The 20,652-nt window shown below is 72.1% G+C and carries 24 protein-coding genes; 15 read left to right on the forward strand and 9 right to left on the reverse strand.

From position 1 onward, the window contains the following. Positions 1-29: 29 nt before the first annotated feature. Positions 30-785 carry an IclR family transcriptional regulator domain-containing protein gene (locus tag H297_RS34625; protein WP_051351554.1) on the reverse strand — a complete coding sequence of 252 codons (756 nt, stop codon included), beginning with the start codon at positions 783-785 and terminating at the stop codon, positions 30-32. A gap of 136 nt (positions 786-921) precedes the next feature. On the opposite strand from H297_RS34625, the gene H297_RS0105385 reads away from it, so the two are divergent. The 10 genes from H297_RS0105385 (at position 922) to H297_RS0105440 (ending at position 8,371) form a co-directional block, all read left to right on the forward strand. Then, on the forward strand, positions 922-2,064 hold the full coding sequence (locus H297_RS0105385) for an amidohydrolase/deacetylase family metallohydrolase (protein ID WP_027736212.1): 1,143 nt from the start codon (positions 922-924) through the stop codon (positions 2,062-2,064). Beyond that, positions 2,061-2,462, forward strand: coding sequence for a hypothetical protein (locus H297_RS0105390; protein ID WP_027736213.1), 402 nt, complete (start codon positions 2,061-2,063; stop codon positions 2,460-2,462). Before H297_RS0105385 ends, H297_RS0105390 begins: the two co-directional genes overlap by 4 nt. 19 nt (positions 2,463-2,481) lie before the next feature. Then, positions 2,482-2,847, forward strand: coding sequence for an SFCGS family glycine-rich protein (locus tag H297_RS0105395; RefSeq protein ID WP_027736214.1), 366 nt, complete (start codon positions 2,482-2,484; stop codon positions 2,845-2,847). Next, positions 2,844-3,179: a DUF4312 family protein gene (locus tag H297_RS0105400; protein WP_027736215.1), complete on the forward strand. Its 336-nt coding sequence runs from the start codon at positions 2,844-2,846 to the stop codon at positions 3,177-3,179. Before H297_RS0105395 ends, H297_RS0105400 begins: the two co-directional genes overlap by 4 nt. Positions 3,180-3,186: 7 nt before the next feature. Next, positions 3,187-3,978 carry a DUF4311 domain-containing protein gene (locus tag H297_RS0105405; RefSeq protein ID WP_027736216.1) on the forward strand — a complete coding sequence of 264 codons (792 nt, stop codon included), beginning with the start codon at positions 3,187-3,189 and terminating at the stop codon, positions 3,976-3,978. Positions 3,979-3,993: 15 nt separating this feature from the next. Beyond that, the gene (locus tag H297_RS0105410; RefSeq protein ID WP_078513764.1) at positions 3,994-4,740 is read left to right on the forward strand and encodes a DUF4310 family protein; all 747 of its coding nucleotides are present in this window, start codon (positions 3,994-3,996) and stop codon (positions 4,738-4,740) included. A 95-nt stretch (positions 4,741-4,835) separates the two neighbouring features. After that, positions 4,836-5,975: a DgaE family pyridoxal phosphate-dependent ammonia lyase gene (locus H297_RS0105415; RefSeq protein ID WP_051351555.1), complete on the forward strand. Its 1,140-nt coding sequence runs from the start codon at positions 4,836-4,838 to the stop codon at positions 5,973-5,975. Positions 5,976-6,057: 82 nt separating this feature from the next. Continuing rightward, entirely contained in the window at positions 6,058-6,333 is a 276-nt protein-coding gene (locus tag H297_RS0105420; protein ID WP_027736219.1) for an HPr family phosphocarrier protein, read from the forward strand. Then, entirely contained in the window at positions 6,330-7,022 is a 693-nt protein-coding gene (locus H297_RS34630) for a bifunctional 4-hydroxy-2-oxoglutarate aldolase/2-dehydro-3-deoxy-phosphogluconate aldolase (protein ID WP_106959560.1), read from the forward strand. The genes H297_RS0105420 and H297_RS34630 overlap by 4 nt, the downstream gene beginning before the upstream one ends. Positions 7,023-7,897: 875 nt before the next feature. Next, a complete protein-coding gene (locus H297_RS0105440) occupies positions 7,898-8,371 on the forward strand; it encodes an NUDIX domain-containing protein (protein WP_027736222.1) in 474 nt (157 codons plus the stop codon). Positions 8,372-8,423: 52 nt separating this feature from the next. Here H297_RS0105440 and H297_RS0105445 read toward each other — a convergent pair whose 3' ends face one another. Then, complete coding sequence (locus H297_RS0105445) at positions 8,424-8,981, reverse strand: putative immunity protein (protein WP_027736223.1); 558 nt, start codon at positions 8,979-8,981, stop codon at positions 8,424-8,426. Positions 8,982-9,201: 220 nt separating this feature from the next. Between H297_RS0105445 and H297_RS0105450 the strand changes: the two genes are divergently transcribed. Then, complete coding sequence (locus H297_RS0105450; RefSeq protein ID WP_027736224.1) at positions 9,202-9,996, forward strand: alpha/beta fold hydrolase; 795 nt, start codon at positions 9,202-9,204, stop codon at positions 9,994-9,996. A gap of 38 nt (positions 9,997-10,034) precedes the next feature. Here the strand turns inward: H297_RS0105450 and H297_RS43630 are convergent, their stop codons facing one another. The 6 genes from H297_RS43630 to H297_RS0105480 all read right to left on the reverse strand — a co-directional run bounded on the left by H297_RS43630 (position 10,035) and on the right by H297_RS0105480 (position 14,822). Continuing rightward, complete coding sequence (locus H297_RS43630; protein ID WP_199787150.1) at positions 10,035-10,178, reverse strand: DUF6126 family protein; 144 nt, start codon at positions 10,176-10,178, stop codon at positions 10,035-10,037. A gap of 25 nt (positions 10,179-10,203) precedes the next feature. Continuing rightward, positions 10,204-10,824 carry a helix-turn-helix domain-containing protein gene (locus tag H297_RS0105460; RefSeq protein WP_027736225.1) on the reverse strand — a complete coding sequence of 207 codons (621 nt, stop codon included), beginning with the start codon at positions 10,822-10,824 and terminating at the stop codon, positions 10,204-10,206. 111 nt (positions 10,825-10,935) lie between these two features. Continuing rightward, positions 10,936-11,457: a DUF6314 family protein gene (locus H297_RS0105465; protein WP_051351625.1), complete on the reverse strand. Its 522-nt coding sequence runs from the start codon at positions 11,455-11,457 to the stop codon at positions 10,936-10,938. Between the two features lie 238 nt (positions 11,458-11,695). Then, the gene (locus H297_RS0105470) at positions 11,696-12,727 is read right to left on the reverse strand and encodes a DUF3048 domain-containing protein (RefSeq protein ID WP_078513765.1); all 1,032 of its coding nucleotides are present in this window, start codon (positions 12,725-12,727) and stop codon (positions 11,696-11,698) included. A gap of 95 nt (positions 12,728-12,822) precedes the next feature. Next, positions 12,823-14,031: a DUF2330 domain-containing protein gene (locus tag H297_RS0105475; protein ID WP_486589413.1), complete on the reverse strand. Its 1,209-nt coding sequence runs from the start codon at positions 14,029-14,031 to the stop codon at positions 12,823-12,825. Between the two features lie 206 nt (positions 14,032-14,237). Beyond that, the gene (locus H297_RS0105480) at positions 14,238-14,822 is read right to left on the reverse strand and encodes a TerD family protein (RefSeq protein WP_027736229.1); all 585 of its coding nucleotides are present in this window, start codon (positions 14,820-14,822) and stop codon (positions 14,238-14,240) included. Between the two features lie 219 nt (positions 14,823-15,041). On the opposite strand from H297_RS0105480, the gene H297_RS0105485 reads away from it, so the two are divergent. Next, positions 15,042-15,617, forward strand: coding sequence for a TerD family protein (locus tag H297_RS0105485; protein ID WP_027736230.1), 576 nt, complete (start codon positions 15,042-15,044; stop codon positions 15,615-15,617). A gap of 28 nt (positions 15,618-15,645) precedes the next feature. On the opposite strand, the gene H297_RS0105490 is transcribed toward H297_RS0105485, so the two are convergent. Next, positions 15,646-16,425 carry a class I SAM-dependent methyltransferase gene (locus tag H297_RS0105490; RefSeq protein WP_027736231.1) on the reverse strand — a complete coding sequence of 260 codons (780 nt, stop codon included), beginning with the start codon at positions 16,423-16,425 and terminating at the stop codon, positions 15,646-15,648. A gap of 229 nt (positions 16,426-16,654) precedes the next feature. Here H297_RS0105490 and H297_RS0105495 point away from each other — a divergent pair, with 229 nt between their 5' ends. From H297_RS0105495 to H297_RS0105505, 3 genes are all read left to right on the forward strand, one after another. Further along, positions 16,655-17,893 (forward strand): sensor histidine kinase, encoded by a 1,239-nt coding sequence (locus tag H297_RS0105495; RefSeq protein WP_027736232.1) that lies wholly within the window; start codon positions 16,655-16,657, stop codon positions 17,891-17,893. After that, positions 17,890-18,555 carry a response regulator transcription factor gene (locus H297_RS0105500; protein ID WP_027736233.1) on the forward strand — a complete coding sequence of 222 codons (666 nt, stop codon included), beginning with the start codon at positions 17,890-17,892 and terminating at the stop codon, positions 18,553-18,555. The genes H297_RS0105495 and H297_RS0105500 overlap by 4 nt, the downstream gene beginning before the upstream one ends. Before the next feature lie 282 nt (positions 18,556-18,837). Then, positions 18,838-20,631, forward strand: a complete 1,794-nt coding sequence (locus H297_RS0105505) for a sugar-binding protein (protein ID WP_027736234.1) — start codon at positions 18,838-18,840, stop codon at positions 20,629-20,631. Positions 20,632-20,652 lie beyond the last annotated feature (21 nt).

A 20,652-nucleotide genomic window follows, 5' to 3' on the forward strand; every position in this document is an offset into this window, starting at 1 on the left:
CGTCGATACGGCCTCGTCCCGGCAGGTGGTCACAGCCGCCGGGAGACCTCCTGGGCGGCCTGGCAGACCGCGGGGGCGAAGCCCGGGAGCTGTTCACGGGTGACGAGGAAGACCAGGGAGGAGACGGACACCGCCCCCCGGGGGTAGCCCTCCGCGTCGAGAACAGGGGCGGCGAGGGAGCAGACGGCCTCGTCGGCCTCTTCGTACTCGGTGGCGTAGCCGTTCTTCCGTACCAGGTCGAGTTCTTCGCGCAACCGGTCGCGGTCGGTGAGGGTGTGCGGGGTACGGGCGGGGAGCCCCGTGCGGTCGAGAAGGTTTTCGGTCTCGGCCTCCGGGAGGTGCGCGAGCAGGACCTTGCCCGCGGCGCTGGCGTGCAGCGGCAGCGGGGTGCCGACGTCCGTCGCGATGCGGTAGGCGTGGCCGGGGTCCACCTTGTGCGTGTAGGTGGCCTGGTCGCCGCTGAGCACGGCGAGGTGGACGGCCTGGCCGAGCCGCTGCTGGAGGGCGCGCAGGACGGCGTCGATGCCGACCGCGTCGTCGGAGAAGACCTGCGCGGCCAGCGCGCGGAGCTGGAAGCCGACACCGTAGCGTCCCTCGCCGTCTGCGACGACGTACCCCTCTTCCACCAGCGTGGCGAGGATGCGGTGGGTGCTGGCCTTGGAGACGTCCGCGCACTCGGCGATCTCTCCCAGACGGTGTGGGAGTTCGGGCCGCGCGACCGCCTGGAGCACCCGCAGCGCCTTGGCGACGGCGTTCCCGGCGGCTGCCGACTTCTCGCGATCCATTGACCCTCCGTACGCCATCTGGTTAGTTAGCCATCGATCCGCTGGACGGAACGCCAATCTACTCTACGGAACGATTGGCGTCCGCCGACCACGGCATCGTGCCCTTTTCGACCACGCCCGCGAAAGGCGGCCGTGCATGTACGAACTTCTCCTGACCGGTGGCCTGTTGGCCGACCCGGTACGCGGCACCGTCCAAGCCGGGGACCTCGCTGTCCAGGACGGGAGGATCGCCCGCACCGGTGCCCCCGGCTCGCTCGACGCCGAGGAGACCATGGACGTCGGCGGGCTGCTGGTCTGCCCCGGACTGATCGATCTGCACACCCACGTCTACCCGGACCGCACGGCTCTCGGCATACCCGCCGACTCCGCCGGCGTCGAGCGGGGCGTCACCACCGTCGTGGACGCGGGCAGTTGCGGCAGTGACGACTGGGCGCACTTCCGCGACCACGTGGTCCGCATCGCCCGCACCCGTGTGCGCTGCTGGCTCAACGTCTCCCGCCACGGCCTCGTGCAGGGCCACGCCGAACTGGCCGGGGGCGAGGACGACCTCGACCTCGCGGCGACGGACGCCCTGCTGCGCGCGGAGGCGGAGACCGTGCGCGGTCTCAAGATCCGGATGAGCCGCTCCGTCCTCGGCGACAGCGGCCTCGCCCCGCTGCGCGCCGCCAAGGAACTGGCGAGCGCCCACGGCGTGCCGGTCATGGTGCACGTCGGCAACGAACCACCCGCCCTCGGCGACGTGCTGGAGCTGCTCGGCGAAGGCGACGTGGTGACCCATGCCTTCCACGGCAAGCCCGGCGGACTCTTCGGCACCGGACCCGAGCCGCTGCCCGCGGTGTGGGCGGCGCTCGAACGCGGCGTACGGCTCGACGTCGGGCACGGCAGTTCCAGCTTCGCCTTCCGCACCGCCCGGCGTGCGTTGGCCGCGGGGATCAGGCCGTACACCGTCAGTACCGACCTGCACCACCGCAACATCGCCGGCCCTGTGGGCTCGCTGACGGACACGTTGAACAAGCTGCTCGCACTGGGCATGCCGCTGACGGAGGTGCTGGCCTGCGCGACCGTACGGGCCGCGCGGGTGCTCGGCGCCGAGGACGATCTCGGCACGCTGCGCCCCGGCTCGGTCGCCGACCTGACTTTCCTGGAACTGCGCCAGGAGCCGGTGGCTCTCACCGACGCGCACGGCGAGCAGCACCGGGCAGAGCGTCACCTGATCCCGCACGGCACCGTCCTGGCGGGCCGCCCCCGCCCCCTAACGCCCGAGGAGGAAGCGGCATGAGCGCAGCCTCCGACCGGGTCGCCGAGGTGTTGCGGCGACTTGAGCACCACGTTGCCGACAGCGTTGCGGTCACCGCCCAGGACCGTGCCGAGCTCGGTGAGCTCCTGCCACTGATCCTGCACCATGCGCACGAGGACGGCGTACGGCTGGACGACGAAAGACTGCTGGCCCTCGCTGTGCACTCCCTGGCCTTCGTCAGGCGGGTCCGCGAGAGCGAAACCCTGGAGCCGCTCGACAGTGATCTCTACGACGAGGTGCCCCCCGCCCGGCTCGCCACGGCACGACAGCTCGTGGACGACTACTGCCGGCCCCGCGCCTTCGCAGCGGCCGACAGCGAGGTCCTGCTGTTCGCGCTGCACTTCGAAGTGGCTCACACCTCCGCCTCCGAGACCCACTGAACGCCAAGAGGAGACACACATGACCGTCAAGATCGTTATCGGGCACCGGCTGGGCAAGGGACAGGCCGTCGCCGACGGGGTACGGGCCGCAGGTGCCGAGCCCGTGCTGATCCCCGGCCCCGGAGCCGACATGAAGGTCGGCGACATCATGGCCGCCGAAGGGGCCGCACTCGGCATCTCCTTCTGCGGCAGCGGAGGAGCCGGCGCCGTGACGGCGAAAGCCAAGTACGGGCACGACATCGAGTTCGGCATGCGCTCCGCGCAGGCGGGCGTCACCGCTGTCGAACAAGGCCGCACCGTCCTGGGATTCGGCTTCCTGGACAGCCAGGAGCTGGGCTACGCGGTTGCCGAGGCACTGCTGAAGAAGCTGGAGGAATCGGCATGAAGCACACCCGCCACATCCTGCGGCTCACCGGCACAGGACCGACCCGGGACAAGGCGTTCGCGGACGCCATGGCACGGGTGCGGCAGGCCGCCGGCGACCGTGTCACCGGTGTCTGCTTCCGGGTGGAGCCGGTGGACCTGGAAGTCGTCGAGGCCGTCGAACACCGCTGGACCGAACGCTTCCTGGGCCTCCTGTTCGCCCGTACCCGGTCCCGCTACGCGCTCACGCTCCGGATAGAGGTGCGCGTCGCGGCACTGGACCTGGACGCGGTCGACTTCACCGTCCGCGAGGAACGGCTCTCCCCGCTCCAGCACGCACTGCGCATGAGGTGAGACGGCTGTGAACCAGACCCTCACCATCCTGCTGGAGTCCATGGTCATCGGTGCGCTCATCGGTTTCGGGGCCTCCGCCGGGGTGGCCCGCATGTTCCATGCGCCCAAGGTGCAAGGCATGGGGGCGTTCCGGACGCTGGGCGAGCTCAACGCCTGCGAAAACGACCCGGTGGCACACTTCTCCTTCGGGTTCGGCTTCTTCTTCAACGCCTGGGCGAGTGCCGTCGGCACCGGCGCGCTGACCTCGGACGTGGACCACCGCATCGTGCCGCACTGGGCGGCGGCCCTGTCCATGGCCCGCAACCGCAACCTGGCCGAGACGCTGCACAACCCGCGCCGTATGGCCTGCTACGGGGCCGGCGTCGGCGTCGTACTGGTCTCCGTGCTCAACACCACCGCGGCCTCCATCCCGCACTCCCTGCAGAAGGTCGCCGCCGATGTGCTGGGCCCCGCCTCCGAGTGGCTGATCAATCCGGTGATGCCCATCGTCTTCTGGATGGCGGCCGTCGACGCGGGACGGCGTACCGGCGGATGGGGCACCGTGCTGGGCGGCCTGGCCCACGTGGTGATGGGCAACGCCGTTCCGGGCATCGTGCTCGGCATCGTCGTCGGCAAGGCCCTGGACGACCTCGGCCGCACCCGGGTGACCCGGGTCCTGGTGGGCGCCGTCGTGTCCCTGTTCGCAGTCAGCGCGGTGCTGCGCGGCGTGGACATCCAACTGCTCCAGCAGATGAAGGCCGACGTGCCGCACTGGCTGAGCCGGTTCCACGAGGCGACCGGCACCACCCCGACGGACTGAGAGGCAGGAACCAGCATGGCGCACGCGGAATCCGGCGCGAGCCCGGGCGCGGCCGCCGCGTCCGAGGGCGAGCGCTCCCCCACCGCGGACGGCACCAGGGCGCGCGGCAAGGTGCCCGGCGAGGGCAGCTTCTGGCTCTCGGAGTGGGCGTTCCCGGTCTTTGTCGCGACCCTGGCGGCGGGCATCTTCGCCGGAACGCACCTCTACTACGTCTACCGGACCGGCACCTTCAGCGACGTGGCGGTCACCGCGCTCCTCAAGGGCGGTATGGAGAACGGCAGCTACGGCGCTGCGGCGGCCTTCGGCGCGGGCTTCCTGTTCGCCCGGGTCATCGAGGGGCCGATGGTGGGCATCCTCGACATCGGCGGCTCGCTGCAGACCGGCGTCGGCATCGGCATCCCCGCGATGCTGCTGGCGGGCGGCATCACCGCACCGCTCGAGCACTTCTGGCTGGCGCTGCCCACCGGCGCCGTGGTCGGCTTCGCGATCGGCTGCGTCATCCTGCTGATCCGCCGTGCGACCGTCAACTCCTCGGGAAACACCTCCACGTTCGGCGCGGACGTGATGATGGGGGCGGGCAACTCGGCGGGCCGGTATCTGGGGCCCCTCGTCATCATCGCCGCCGCGACCGCCTCCATCCCCGTCGGACTCGGCTCCACCCTGGGGGCCCTGCTCTTCTACTGGTGGAAGAAACCACTGACCGGCGGCGCGATCCTCGGCGCGATGCTCTTCGGGCTGTTCTTCCCCCTCACCGGCAAGTGAGCCGCGCCCCGCGGCAAACGGGCCGCGCGGCTCCACCCGGAACCCGGCCCCTTCCTCCGTCCGCGCCCCTCCGCACGACAGCAGAGAAAGGCACCATGTCCCACTCCTCCCCCGCCTCCCTGTACGCAGACCTGGGACTGCCCCCCGCACTGAACGCCAAGGGAAAGATGACCGCGCTGGGCGGCAGCAGACTCAGCGACGATGTCGTCGCCGCCATGGCCGAGGCCGCCGGAAGCCACGTGGTGATGGACGATCTGCTCGTCGCCGCAGGCCGCGATCTGGCTGCCGCCGCCGGCTGCGAGGACGCCTGCCCCACCACCGGTGCCGCCTCCGGTGTCGCGCTGGCCGTCGCAGCGCTCGTCGCGGGGGAGGACCTCTCCCGCATCGAGCAGTTGCCCGACCCGGGCGGGCGGCCCAGCGAGGTCGTCCTCGCCAAAGGCCACGCGGTGCACTTCGGTGCTCCCGTCAGGCAGATGATCGCGCTGGGCGGCGGCACCCCCGTCGAGGTCGGTGCGGCCAACAAGGTGCAGCCCTCGCATGTCGCCGCGGCGATCGGCGAGCGCACGGCCGCCTTGCTGTACGTGCAGTCCCACCACGCGGTGCAGAAGGGCATGCTGTCCCTCCGGGAGATGGTCGCGCTCGGCCGCGAGCACGGCGTACCCGTGATCGTCGACGCGGCGGCGGAAGAGGACCCGCGCGCCTGGACCTCGACGGGGGCCGACCTGGTCGTCTTCAGCGGCGGCAAGGCGTTCGGCGGCCCGACCTCCGGATTCGTCTGCGGGTCCGCGTCGCTGATCGCGGCCTGCCGGGCCCAGTACTCCGGCATCGGGCGGCCCATGAAGGTCGGCAAGGAGACCGTGCTCGGGCTGGTGCGCGCGGTACGCGACCACGCCGCACACGCCGACGGCGCACACGACGGCCACGACGGCAGCCACGACCGGATGGCCCGGCTGGCTGCCCGCCTGGACGGCCTGCCCGGTATCACCGCCCGCGTCGTACGCGACGAGGCCGGGCGCGACATCCACCGTGCCGAGCTCCGCGTCGACCCGGCACAGGCGGGGCGGGACGCGACCGGGCTGGCGGCGGAACTCGCCGCGGGCAGCCCACCCGTCTTCGTCCGCGACCACCACGCCGCGTCCGGCCGTCTGGCCGTCGACCCGCGCTGCCTGACCCCGGAGGAGGAGGAGACGGTGGTGCGCCGTCTGATCGGCGTGCTCGACGGCCCACCGCGCTGACCGCGCCCCCCGCACCACGCCCCTCCCCGCCCACAACACACCTGCCTCAAGCGGCGACAACCAGCACAAGGAGATCGAAACCGTGACGACGGTGGAACGACGCCTCACAGTCACCGAGACAGCCGGGCTGCACGCCCGCCCCGCAGCCGCCTTCGCCCAGACGGCAGCCCAAGCCGCAGCAGAAGTGACGGTCGCCCGCGGGGACGCCGGGCCCGGAACGTCCCCGGTCCCCGCCCACAGCGTGCTGTCGCTGATGACGCTCAATGTCCGCTGCGGCGACGAGATCGTGCTGCGCGCCATCGGAGACGACGCCGACAGCGCCGTCGAAGCCCTCGCCCACATCGTGGCCCCCGCATGAGCGCCGCACCGGAACCGGCTGCGCCCACCCGCACGCACGCGGGAAACCCCGCCACGGACCTCGGCGCCACCGACCACCTGTCCCCCGCCGTACGCTCGGTCATCGGCCGGCTGGGAGCGGCACGGATCGTCCCGACCGTGCGGGCGCCCGACGCGGAGGCCGCCGACCGGATGGCCGGCGCCCTGTACGAGGCGGGCATCACCGCCTTCGAGTTCACCGCGACCACCCCCGGTTGGGAGGAACTGGTCGCCCAGTGGGCGCGCCGTCAGCCGGACGTTCTCCTGGGGCTGGGCACCGTCGCCTCGGCGTCGGTCGCCGAGTCCGCGCTGGAGGCCGGTGCCGCCTTCCTGGTCAGCCCGTTCCAGGTGCCCGAGGTACGCACGGTGGCGGACGCCGCCGACCGGCTCTTCGTCGAGGGAGGGCTGACCCCGACGGAACTGCGCGCCGCCGCGCAGCGCGGCGTCGCCAAGCTCTTCCCCGCCCACGTCGGCGGACTGCCGTACCTGCGGTCCCTGCGCTCGGTACTTCCCGGCGCCCGGATCATGGCGACCGGCGGGGTGAAGCTGGAGAGCGCGGCCGACTGGCTGGCCGCCGGGGCGTTCTCCGTGAGCATCGGCAGAGAGCTGACCGACGCCACCGACCTCCCCGCCGCGGTCACCCGGCTGCGGGAGCACCTGGCGGCCGGGTAGCACCGCACGGCACGCTTCCGGTCCGTGTGCAACGGTGCCATGCGCGCTCCGGGCACCTTCGCCCACCGGTGCCGGACAGGGCGGCAGTTGACCAGGATGACGAGGAGGCTGACGACGCTGAGGGGGAGCTGCGTGCGGGCGTCCGGCACGAGGCACCTGGAGCCTGCGACGGCGAGCGTTGCCGTCCGGGTGGCCCAACCGAGGCAGGGCAGCTTGCAGACGGGCATCGCCGACTGACCAGCGGTGCGCGGGCGCCCGCCGACCGTCGGGCCGGCCCACGCGTCGGTGCACCGGTCCGGGCGCCCCCCGCTCCCGCGTCGTCGGGGTCGTCCGGCGAGCCCGGTACCGCGAAGTCCGTGACGGACGAACTGCTGCGCCTGCCGGCCCCGGACGGCGCGGCCCCCACCGATCTCAGCGCGAGGGGGGCCGGACACAAGGCGCTGATCGCCGCCGCGGGCGTGCCTTCACCGGGCAAGGGCCGGCCGGTCTGCGGGTCGAGGACATCGCGGCGGCGGGAACGTCAGCCGGCTCGGCCCTGCTGGGACCCGAACTGGACCAACTGGGGCCGGGGGTGCACCGGGGAGCAGCCGAGCGGTTCCTTCCCGCACGGCACGCTCGCGCCCACGGCGTCGACGGTCCCGTCCAACTCCTGTGCGGCGCCGACGACTCGGGGCTGCCCGAGCCCTCCGACGGCGCGACCCGCGCCCTGCTCCACGAGGGGCACGGCCGTGCGCCGCGCGGAACCTCGTGCGGCGCTCGCGCGGATCGTCGCCGGTTGCGCCCGCCAGTGACCGCTCGACACATTGCCGACGGGCCGCGTGTGTCACACACTGTGCGGCTTCAGGACATGGGCGGGCTGGGAAGGTGATGCGGGAATGAGTTTCCGGCTGGCGGCGTACGCGGTGTGCCGTGAGGGCGGACGGGTGCTGCTCGCCCGTCACGTGTCGCCGAGAGGCGGAAGCAACTGGACTCTTCCCGGCGGCGGGGTCGAGCACGCGGAGGACCCGATCGACACGGTGATCCGGGAGGTCGCCGAGGAGACGGGCTGCGACGCGGTGGTCGAGCGCCTGCTGGGAGTGGACTCCCGAGTGATCCCCGCGGCCGACCGCCCCTCGCCCGGCCTGCCCGAGCACCAGAACGTCGGCATCTTCTACCAGGTCCGCATCACCGGCGGCCGGCTCCGTCCGGAGCCGACTGGTGACATCGCCGAGTCGGTCTGGACCCCGCTGACCGGCGTCGCTCACCTGCGCCGGTCGTCGCTGGTCGACACCGGACTCACCCTCGCCCGAACCCGACCACCCACCGGCCACGTGTCCCCCATCCCGCTGGGCGGGCTCATTCAGCACTGAGAAGACTGAAGACCGACACGTTTTGGCCCGGCGACCGGGCTGTAGGCGGTGCTCAGCCGGACGGCGTGGCGGAAGACGCGCGCAGGGAGGTGTCCAATGCGCTCATCAGTTGGGCAACACGGTTGTTGCCGGTCGGCGCGGGGGGATAGCGGAGGAGGACGTCGATCAGCGTTGGTGTGGCGCGTTGCCGGGCCTGCTCGATCACCGCGTCCCCGGCCTCGGGATCGTCGCCCGCGGCGATGTCGGCGATGCGTGCCGCGCACGCGGCGGCGCGCAGGATGTGGCCCACCTGATGAGCCTTCGCGATGGGGTGGAGATACGCGGCAGATGCGGCATCGCCCGCGGCCCGGGCAGCGAGGCGTGCGGCTTCGGTGGCAGCTTCCTTCGCCGCTCGGTGCGCGTCCGACGAAGTGACACGCTGCAGCTTGGTCCTTCCGGCACCGTCGACGAACTCCCAGGCGGCGTCGAGGGCTGTGCGAGGCCGAAGGTCGCCGGGCTCGGCGTCCTCGAACACCGGGAGGACTTCGTGCGCGGTCTGCGCCACATAGCGCGCCACGACGCGCAACTCGCCCATGGTCAGCTCGAAGTCACCGGATACGGCCGCCGTCATGACAGCGAGCATCTCACAGGCGTTCCCGCCCGCGAGCCGGTCACGCTGCGGGCGGTGACGGCGCCCCGGCCCCGGGCTCTCGGGGCGGTGATCAGGCTGTCGGCGAGAAGGCATGCGGCGCCCGCGGCAAGCAGGCGACGGCCTGTCCCGCCTTGCGGGTGCCCGAGAGACGGCGGAGACTGACCGGTGACGACGGCAGTCCGGGGAAAGGCCTGGAGCGATGGGTGAGTACACGGACCTTCGTGGCGTCAGGACATGGTACGAGAGCGAGGGAAGCGGCGATCCGCTGATCCTCCTGCACGGCGGCTTCTGCACCAACGAGACGTGGGGGGCGCAGCGCGCCGACCTTGCCGCTCACTACCGTGTCCTTCTCCCCGAGCGGCGCGCGCACGGGCACACGCCTGACGTCGATGGGCCGCTGACCTACCAGGACATGGCCGACGACACGGTCGCCTTCCTGGAGAAGGTCGCTGGAGGGCCGGCGCACCTGGTCGGCTGGAGCGACGGCGGTGTCGTCGCGCTGCTCGTCGCCCTCTCCAGGCCCGACCTGGTCCGCAAGACCGTCGTGATCGGGGCCAACTTCCGCCCCGCCGGGGAGAGTTTCGCCGACCCGGCGATGCTTGATGCGATGACGCCCGACAGCCAGGACATGGCGTTCTTCCGTGAGCTGTACGACGCCGTCACCCCGGACGGCGCGGACCACTGGCCGACGGTGGCGGCGAAGATGCTCGACATGTGGCGCACCCAGCCGACGCTGACCGCCGGAGAGTTGGCCCGCATCGACGCGCCCACCCTCGTGGTGGCCGGCGACGACGACATGGTGACGCTGGAGCACACCACCGCCCTGTACCGCGCGATCCCCGCGTCGCAGCTCGCCGTCGTTCCCGGAGCGTCCCACACGGTGCCCCTGGAGAAGCCCGCCTTCGTCAACCGGCTGATCCTCGACCACCTCGCACAGGACGCGGCGGAAACGATGATGCCCATCCGGCGCTCCGCCGGTCACACGGGACACTGAGGCGCCGGCACCGCCCCGGCCGGGCCGATGCCGACGGGTCAGCGGCTGCCTCCGAGCTCGAAGAGCAGGTAGAGGAAGCCCGCGAAGAGGTGGCCGGCGACGACGTAGGCGAAGAGGCGCAGGGCCAGCCCGCGCGGGAAGCGCCCGTATCCGCGCTCGGCTCCGGGTTCGTCCTTCGGCATGGTGCCGCCTTTCAGGGTTGCTGGATCATTCGGTGGAGGGGCGGGATGCGCTGCGGGACCCGCCGCCGAGGCACAGTTCGGCGGCGCCGCTCTGGAGCAGTGTGTGGACGAAGAGGAGCTGCGCGCCCTGCGGAGTGCCGGCGGCGATGCGGTGCGGGGTGAGCGAGTCGAAGTGTGCGGAGTCGCCGACGTCCAGGACGTACCGGCTCTGTCCCAGGGTGAGCCGCAGCTTGCCTTCCAGGACGTACAGCCACTCCTCGCCGGGGTGCACCCGCACCAGGTCGTTCTGCACGCCGACCGGCACCTGTACGCGCAGCGCCTGCATGGCCCGGCCGGAGCCGCCGGCCCGCCAGTACGTCCAGCCTTCGGCTTCGGCCGCCTCCATCCGGTCGGCCCGGATGATCGGCTCCTGCTGGGCGGACGTCTCACCGAGCAGCTCGGAGACCGTCGTACCGTAGATGCGGGCCAGGAGCAGCAGCACGGGCAGCGAGGGCTGGCGTCGGCCGGTCTCCAGGCGGGAGAGGTGTGCCGGCGAGAGCCCTGAGTGCCGCGCTGCGGCCTCAAGAGTCTGGCCACTGCGACGCCGCATGGCGCGCAGTTGCGGGGCGACGACGGGGAGCTCGGCGCCCTCCGGAGTGGAACTCATCCTCCGATTGAGCCAGAGCCTTGCCTCACGGGCAAATTTTTTGCCCCAAAGGCAAAGGCCGATGGGCTTTCCCGCCGCCGGCACGGGACATCCCCGGCGTCCTGCGACGGCTCAGTCCAGGCGCGTGTAGTCCGTGACCAGCAGCAGGTCCTTGGCCGGGCCTGTGACCCGCCAGCGGAGCTGCCATCGGCGGTGGTCTTGGACGGCGTACGTGCCGTCGTAGCGATCGTGTCCGCACGGGTGCACAGCGCGGTGGTGGCCGTGCCGGAGGTCCAGGTCGTGGAAGTAGCGGCCGTCGGCGAAGTGGACGTCTGCCGTGCCTGCCGGTTCCCCGGCCCGGAAGAGAAGTTCCCGCTCGGCCCGCCTCGTGGTGCCCCGCCAGGTGAACGCGCCTGCTTCCCGGTGGAGGAGCGCGTCGGTCCCGCCGGCGGGGCTCCGGCCGGGGGACGGGGTGAACCAGGTCGTCCCGGAGAAACGGCCCACGAGTGGTTCTCCCCCGACCGACCCTGCGTAGTCCCGCACCGTCCGCTCCACCTGCCAGCCTCCGGCGAGGAAGGCCAGCGCGTCGGGGACCGGGTGGACACCGGGCGCGCTCACCGGCGAGGACGCGGGGTCGGACGCCTGGTATGACATGTCCTCAGCGTACTCGTCCCGGTCTTCCGGGAGCGACGCGGCCGGACGGCCCCGGCGACCAAGCCGCCGGAGGGTCGGACGGTCCGACGGCCACGCAGCCAGGCGCCCGCGTGAGACCTCCACCCCTCCGGCACCGCTCCCGGGCCGGAGCAGCGCCGCGGAGACGTTGCCTCCCGTACCCGGCCGGCCCCAGGCGTGGAGCCGGTGCGCGGGGGCGGGCAAGGTGGCAGGGGCAGGGTCAGCGCTCCTGGTAGACCAGCCAGACCTGCCCACGGTCGAAGGGCATCCGCTTGCCGTTCGGGAGCGTGTACGTCGTGCCCCCCGTGGCGCTCTTGCGTTGCCACTTCGTCTCGTATGCCTTGCCGTCGCGCAGCACGGTCGCCTCGCCGCTGCCCACGGTCTCGATGTACGGAGTCTCGCCGCTGGAGTCCGGCGGCATGTCCGTCTTCTGGATGATCACGGTTCGGCCGCCGAGTGATTTCCCGGACGTCCCCTTCGCCGGCTCGCCGTCGAAGGACGCCAGCCAGCGGTCCTCCTCGGCGGACCAGTGGAAGCCGACGCGGGAGGAACCGTAGTCGACGGTGCGCTCGTCGGCCGGCTTGCCTCCGCCGGGCTCCGCGCCGAACCGGAATCCGATGTCGTCGGCCTCGCTCGCGCCCTGCGCCTTTTCGAGGAGCTTGTCCGGATGACCGTAGAGATTGTGCGGGGCCTCGTTGTCGCCTCCGCGCTCGTAGGCGTCCGGGTGGTCGTCGTGCGAGACGCCGTGCAACGGCGATTTGTTGATCTTGTCCACGACCGCCTCGCGCGCGCCCGAGTAGGCCAGGGCGGGACGCTGGAACATCCGCAGCTGCTCGACGTTGTACTCACGTGCGCTGCGCACCGGCCCCAGCGTCTCGGGGTAGTGGCTGGAGTAGACGGCGAACAGCCGGTTCAGTCCCCCTTCGACCTTCTCCACGCCGACGATGTCCGCGTCCTCCAGCGCCGTTTGCGGACGCGCGTCCTTGTGATTGTCGATCTTCACCGCGAGCACGGGGTTCCGCTCTGCGGGGAGCCCCGTGAAGGGTGACGTGGAGTCCTGCTGCGCGGCAGCGGTATCGACGGCCCCGATCGGGGCGGAGGAGGGCGACGCCACGGCGGTGCCTGTCAGCCCGGTGACGAGGGTCAGCGCAGCGACCAGGCACAGCCGCCGACTGCGGGCGCGCAGCGGCCTCTCGGTGTGCTGCGATGTGTGGTGCGCCGAGGGATCCTGCACGGTGGAGCTGCCGGACATGAACAGGCCTCCTGTGAGCGGCGTTGTGGGGAGGCACCACCCCACAACGCCGCTCACGCGACGTCAATACCTGACGGCGAAGACGGCTCGCTCCGCTACGGAGCAGGCAGCACCGGCCACCGGGGCCCGTACCGTCGGCGGCGCAGGCTCACGGTAAGGGCTGTCACAGCGCTCAGGATGAGCAGCAGCAGGCCGCCCGCCGTCACCATCCAGGCAGGGACGCCGGCCCAGCGCAGCAGGACGTCGTGGTCGTACGTGCGGTGGAACGAGTGGTCGGACGCGGCGGGGCGCAGGACGTGGTCACCGGTGATTCTCCCCGGTTCGGGGAACTGCTGCTGGACAGCGGTGAGATGGACGTCGCCCCCCGCGAGCTTCCGTACGCTGGGCGGCTGGTCCGCCCTTCTCAGCAGGTCGGCGAAAGTGACCTCGGGCCTCGAACCGCCGATCGGGCCGCGCGGTTCCATCCGGTGCCGCGCGAGAACGTACAGGCTGAGGCTCTGGCGCTCCTTCGCGGCGCGGGACAAGCGCATCGGGTAGACGAGCCGGTCCGAGGCGAAGGTGAGGTGCAGGGGTTCGAGTGCGCCGGAAAGGCGGCTTCCCGTTCCGCCCCGGGTCCCGCCGTCGCCGGTTCCCCGCCGGGGCGCGAGCCGTACGGCGACGTACTCCCACTTGTGCTCGACGTAGGGCCTCAGTTCGCCGGCCAGCCTGCGGGGGAGGCGGAAGCCGTTGTCGTGCAGCCACGCGCGCAGCGCATCGGGGTCGGTGGCGGAGAGGCGCGCGACGTCGAAGGGCCCCAGCCGTTCGCTGCCGACGACGTCGACACCGTCGCCGCCCTGAGCGGCAGCGCGAGGGGCGCCCACCTCGTCGGTGCCCTCGAAGGGCCAGTCGCCCGAGCGGGGCAGGAAATGCGTCCGCTCCTCGGGTCGGGGCGCGGTGAGTCCGGCGAGGTCGTCGAAGAGCGCGCTGTCCCCCAGCTTCACCGAGGCACGGTGGGGCACCGGCATGACCCAGGCCGCTTCCTCGGCGTCGCCGTGGACGGTCAGGCCCATGACGATCTGTTCGGTGTGCCCGTCCCAGCGCACGGCCGAGGTCTCCTGGTCGACGCCGATCCGCGCCTGGTCCCGGGGCACCATCGCGCCGCACCCACACGCGTAGGCGGGCCAGGCCACTGCGACGACTTGAGCCCACCACAGCGCAAGGACGACGACCAGCGCCCGCAGCCGGCCTCGTCTCCGCCCGGCGGCACGCTCCGCGCTCCGCGCCTCGCGCCGGCTGCCGCCCGCGCCGATCCCGACCAGGCCCACCTCGGCGACTCCCCCGTGTCCGTGACTTGCTGCCCACGGCCGACCAGCGCCGCAGTGGCGCCGACCAGCCGTGTCCCTGAGCAGGACTGCGAGGGCCCGCCGTACGGTTCCGCTCTCCCGTCACTCCCCGGCAGCACCGGGGGCGGTCGGCTGCGTCCAGGGCACGCGGTGCGGGCGGCCCCCGGACACGACCGGTCAGCAGCGCCCTACTTGCTGACAGCGAAGCGCATCAGCGCGTGCTCGTCGCCCTGCTTGATCTTTCCCGTCACGTTGATCACTTCGAGCTTCCATGTCGCGCCGGCCCGCACGGCCTTGGCCACAGCGCAGCCGTTGTCCTGGGTGAGCATGCTGGGCCAGATGTCGGCCACCTGCTGCGTACTGCCGCCGGTCGCGTCGTAGACCTTGAAGCTGATGTTGCGTGCCTTCTGGAAGCTGCTGCCCTTCTTGTAGGCAGCGGCCACGAACACGATCGAGGTGATGTTGCGCGGAACTCCCGCGAACTCGACGGTGACGGTCTCGTCGTCACCGTCGCCGTGCCCGGTCTGGTTGTCGCCGCTGTGCAGCAACGAGCCGTTCCCCATGGGGTCCAGCGAGTCGAGGCCTGCCAGGCGGACCGGGTCGCCGTCCTGCATCGCGATGGCGATCAGATCCAGGTCGGTTCCGGCCTTCCGGCGGAACTTGCCCATGACCCCGCCGCTGCTGCCGGCGGTGGGGTCCCAGGACACGCCGATGGACAGATGGGTCACACCGTCCAGGTCTGCGGGACCGTCTTCCTTGGTGAGCGTGATCATGCGCGTTTCATCCTCTTGTCAGTGGGACTGCACCCCGAAGTCTGCCCGGCGCCCGCGCGCTGCCCCTGCGAGGGGCCCGGTCCGCGGGCACGGGCCGCACCGGGAGCGCTTGTCGCGCACGCGCACCGCTGTCCACCGGGCGGCATCATTCTACAGTGATGTAGTTTTCACCTGGGGCCCGATGCGGGTTCCAGGCCACTGACGCGGAAGGAGAAGAACGTGGGAGTTTCCCTGGCCAAGGGTGGCAACGTCTCGCTCAGCAAGGAGGCACCGGGACTGAGCGCGGTCCTGGTCGGCCTGGGGTGGGACGTGCGCACGACCACGGGTGCCGACTACGACCTCGACGCCTCGGCGCTGCTGTGCGACGAGAGGGGCACCGTCGTCTCCGATCAGCACTTCGTCTTCTACAACAACCTCACCAGCCCGGACGGTTCCGTCGAGCACACGGGCGACAACCTCACGGGCGAGGGGGAGGGCGACGACGAGACGGTCAAGGTGAACCTGGCCGCGGTGCCCGCCGGAGTCGCCAAGATCGTCTTCCCCGTCTCCATCCACGACGCCGAGGCGCGGGGGCAGAACTTCGGGCAGGTGCAGAACGCCTTCATCCGCGTCGTGAACCAGGCTGACGACCAGGAGCTGGCCCGCTACGACCTGACCGAGGACGCCGCGACGGAGACGGCCATGGTCTTCGGGGAGCTCTACCGGCACGGCGCCGAGTGGAAGTTCCGCGCCGTCGGCCAGGGGTACGCGTCCGGACTGGCCGGCATCGCGGCCGACTTCGGCGTCAACGTCTGACGCCGGACGCACCGGTGGCGCGCCGTGGTCATCCGGGCGACCGGTGGGTGACGCGGATCTTGGACTGGCCGTGCGGGAGGACCTCCCAGTCGTCCATGAAGCGCGCCGCCAGGCCGTGGTCCGCGGCCAGGGCGGTGAGCGTCCCGGTGCGGTAGTAGAAGTCCTCCCGCAGTACGTGGTGCTCCTCGCCCTCGGTGCGGTCGAAGGTGAAGTCGAACCAGCCGCCGGGCGCGAGGACGCGGCCGACATGGGCGAAGCACTCCTCGATCACCGACAGCGGCGAGTGCGAGAACACGCTGTGGGCGTGTATCACGTCGAAGCGTTCCTCCGGCAGGAAGCCGAGCGTGAGGTCGCGTACCGGCGTCAGCGTGGGCAGCCGGTCCTGGAGCCCCTGGTCCCGGAGCGTGTCCTGGGCGGCGAAGAGGATGTCCGGGGAGATGTCGACACCGTAGTAGTGGCCCGGGTCCAGGTATGCGATGAAGCGCCAGCCGGCCCGCAGGTTGCCGCAGCCGATCTCCAGCATCCGGTGCTCCGGACGCAGACCATGGCTCAGCAGGTAGTCGAACTGCATGGCCCCGAGCGCCAGCCAGCGGTCCTTGCTGTGGCTGCCCACGGCCGCGTCCGGGTCGCGGCGCGTGTCCGACTCCATGACCGCGCGGTAGTAGGCGACGTGGTCCGGCGAGCGGTGACGCAGCCAGGCGTCACGGGCCGTGCGCCGCAGATGCCGCGGCACCCGGCCGGGGTTGCGCAGCGCGTAGGACAGCCGGTGGCCGAAGGAAGCGCGGTTGGCGGTGAGGTTCTTGGACATGGCGGCTCTCGTTCTGCGTAGGTGTCGTTGTCCCAGCAGTCTCATCGGCCCCGCGGCGCCGGACGTCGGAGGAGCGGCCGGTCCTGGAGGGCCGGTCCGGGCCATGCCGGTATCAGCCGATCGGATGATGTGGCCCGAGGTGCGAACCCGTATACGTGGTGAGACCTCGTATGCGCACGAGGACCCGTACACGGGGCGAGACAGGCCAGGACGAGCCGATGGGGACACGGTGGAGCACGACAGCACGCAACCGGACCCCGACGCACGCTGGTTCAGCGCCGCACTGCACACCGCCTTCGTGCTGCTGCTGGGCGGGGCGGTCGCCAGGCTGCTGACGCACGGACCCGTCGACGGTGTCCACACCGGGTGGGTTCTCGCGCTGTTCCTCGCCTTCGGGGCCCTGTACCTGTGGGGACGGTCGAAGGCCCCCGCGCCCCGGCACGGCGAACGCCCCACTCGCCGGCACCTGCTGTGGCTCGGGGCGGTGCTCGCCCTGTGGCTGTTGCTGCTCGTCCTCGAACCGAGCGCCACCTGGTGCACCATGCCGCTGCTGTTCACCGGGCTGCACCGGCTGCCGGTACGGCTCGCGGTGCCGCTTGCCGCAGTCCTCGTGCTCTGCGTGGTCGTCTCCGAGGTCCGGGTCGCCACCGACGGGTTCAACCCGAACCTGGCGATCGCCCCGGTCGCCCTCGGCACCGTCGCCACCGCCGTCCTCGTCCACAGCCGGCGGCTGACCACCCGACAGCGCCTGCTGATCGACGACTTGGTGCGCACCCGGGGGGAACTGGCCACCAGCGAACGGCACGCGGGCATCCTTGCCGAGCGCCAGCGGCTGTCGGCGGAGATCCACGACATCCTCGCCCAGAGCCTGTCCAGCCAGCAGATGCTGCTGCTGGCCGCCGACCGCCACTGGAACACCGCTCCCGACACGGCGCACGAACACGTGCGGGACGCCGCCGCGACCGCGGACCGCGCGCTGGCCGAGGTCCGCCGGTTCGTCCGTGACCTGGCGCCGCTCGACCTCGCGGAGAACTCCCTGGTGCAGGCGCTGCGCGGGCTCGCCGGACGGGACGGCGCCCCGGGACCGGCCGTCGAGTTCCGTCTGGACGCCGCGCCCGGTGCCTTCAGTCCGCTGCCGGGGGCGGTCGAGGCGGCGTTGCTGCGCGTGACCCAGCAGGCGCTGGCCAACGCGCGGGAGCACTCCGGAGCGTCCCGGGCCGTCGTCACCCTGACCTGCCTGGAGGACCGGGTCACCGTCGACATCGCCGACGACGGATGCGGCTTCGACGTTCGACAACCCCCGCGCCGCGACCGAACCACCGACCGCGGCCACGGCTTGGCGGGCATGCGGACGCGGGCCCGCGCCGCCGGTGGAACCCTCACCGTCGAGTCGTCGCCCGGCCAGGGCACCGTGGTGACGATCTCCATCCCCCTGGCCAGTGACGACGCCGAACAGGAGACGCCGTGACCTCCGCCTCCCCCGCCGGTCCTGCCGTCCGGGTGCTGCTCTGCGACGACCACGCCGTCGTCCGCGCCGGGTTGCGCGCCCTGTTGGCGAGCACCGGCGGCATCGATGTCGTCGGGGAAGCCGACAGCGGCGAGCAGGCCCTGGCCATGGTCGCCGGTCTGCGTCCCGACGTGGTGCTCATGGATCTGCAACTGGGCGCCGGCATGGACGGCGTGACCGCCACCCGCCGGCTGACCTCCGCACCAGCCGCCCCGGAGGACGGCCAGGCCCCGCGGGTGCTGGTCCTCACGATGTTCGACACCGATGCCGACATCGCCCGGGCCGTCGCCGCCGGCGCCACCGGGTATCTACTCAAGGCCGAGCAGCCTGAACGGCTGTTCGCGGCGATCCGGGACGCCGCGGCCGGACGCACCGTGCTGTCGGGATCGGTCGCGGACCGGGTGGTCTCCCGTCTGCACACCCCCGGGCCCGCTCTCACCACGCGCGAGCGCGACATCCTCGCCCGCCTCACCCAGGGCCTCGGCAACCGGGACATCGCACGGGCCCTCTTTCTGAGTGAGGCCACGGTCAAGACCCACCTCGGCCGCATCTACACCAAATTGGGCGTCCGCACCCGGGCGGGCGCCGTCGCGGCCGCAGCCCGCCACCGCCTGCTCCCGTGAGCAACGGCACCGAGGGGTGCGGCTCTTCGCGCCGAGCCGGACCCGGGTTGCGCATCGCGGGGCTCGGCGTCGCCGCGCCGTAATAGTTGCCGACCGGCTGCCGCCGCCGGGACCACTGCGGCGGCGCTCTCATCGTGCGAAGGGGGTGCGTGGCGGGACCGGCCTGGGCAGACTGCGGGCTGTGGTGACCACTTCGACGAGGAGTTCGACAGGATGCCAGTGATCAGTGAGGTGTTCACGCCTCGGGTGCACGGTGCCCGGCGGCGGGTTGCCCGAGGAGGCGTGGCAACCGTCCTGGCGGCAGGCTGCCTGCTGCTGGGACAGGCCGTCGCACCGCTGCCGGAGGCCGCGGCCGCCTCCGGCAGCCCCGCATCGCACGCCCGAAGCGGGGCGCACAACGACGTGCTGTTCGTCGGGGCGCACCCGGACGACGAGTCCCAGTCGTTGGCCACGCTCGGGCAGTGGCACGAGCGGCGGAGGACGAGCATGGGCGTCGCGACCGTCACGCGCGGCGAGGGCGGCGGCAACGCGGTCGGCCCCGAGGAGGGTGCCCCGCTCGGGCTGATCCGCGAGGGCGAGGAGCGCAAGGCCGTGTCCACGGCCGGGATCAGAAACGTCTACTACCTGGACAAGCCGGACGCCTGGTACACGCTCTCGGCGCCGCTGACCCGGAAGGTCTGGGACGGTCCGCCGCAGCAGGCGGACTCGCTGGAGCGGCTGGTACGCCTCATCCGTGCGACCACCCCGCGCACCGTGGTCACCATGGACCCCCGCCCCTTCGACCAGCACGGTGCCCACCAGATGGCCGCCCGCCTGGCGATCGAGGCCTTCCGCCTCGCCGGCGATCCGCGCTCCTTCCCCGGCCAGATCAGCCAGGAGGGTTACCGCCCCTGGCGACCCTCCCGGCTGCTGACCCAGAACTCCTCCTTCGAGGGGCCGACCGGGTCCGACTGCACGAAGGCGGATCTGCGTGACCCGGCCACCGGCCTGCCGCAGGTCGGGGCGTGGGAGGGCGCGTGGTCACGGCGCGGCGGGACCACGTGGGCGCAGCAGGAACGCACCGCCTCCCGCGTCTACCGCACCCAGGGGTTCGCCTCCCTCCCCGCCACCGTCACCACCCCCCGGGACAAGATGGGCTGCGAGTGGTTCTCCGTGCTCGCCGCACACGGCAGGCCGCTGACCGCACCGGTGCACCGAGGGCACGCACTGCGGCCGGTGTACGCCGAGTTCGCCGCCTGGGCCGACCGCGTGCAGATGCCCTGGCTGGCCAACAAGGCCCAGCCCCGGTACCCGCAGCGTCCTGAGACCTCCGTCCCTGCGGTGTCCCGCGGGCCCCGCCTGGACGGCAGGGCCGGTGCCGGGGAGTATCCGGGCCAGGCGCTGCCGCTCGCGCACTGGCAGGGCGACAAGTGCGCGTCGTCCGCCGACTGCTCGGCGACGGCGCGGCTGTCCCGGCACGGCGACGACCTGTACGTCCTGGTCGACGTCGCGGACAACACCAAGGGCACGGCCCTGTCCCAGGACGACTGCAAGCGGCACTGGCGCACCGACTCCGTCGAGATCGCCCTGGATCCGCGCGGCACCTCCGACGACACCGCGACCACGTTCAAGGCGGCCGTGCTGCCCTTCACCGCCGACGGCGGACCGTGCGCGGCCCGGGACGCCGACCATCACCAGGGCCCGGCGGCACAGACCGCTGCCGGCATGCGCTGGGCGACCGCCGTGCACAAGCCGTACACCGGCTACAGCGTCGAGGTGAAGATCCCGCTGGCCGACCTGCCCGCCGCTGCCGACCCCGCGGCCATGACCGGCAACATCATGGTCTACGACTCCGACACCCAGGACCGCACGGGCAAGTCCCGCCTCGCCTGGTCCGCTTTCGGCAGCGCCCAGGCGGACCCCTACACCTGGGGCACCCTCCGTCTGCCCGACTACACGCCTCCGGCCGGCCGGCCCACCGTCCCCGGGCCCCCGACCATTCCGCTGGAAGCGGCCAAGAGCAGCGACTCGCCCGCGTCCGTCGCCCAGAGCAGGCGCACGGGAGTCCCCCTTGCCGTGGGGCCGCGCCTCGGCTGAGGCTCCGCCCCGCACTGGCCG

Source organism: Streptomyces sp. CNT360, assembly GCF_000424785.1.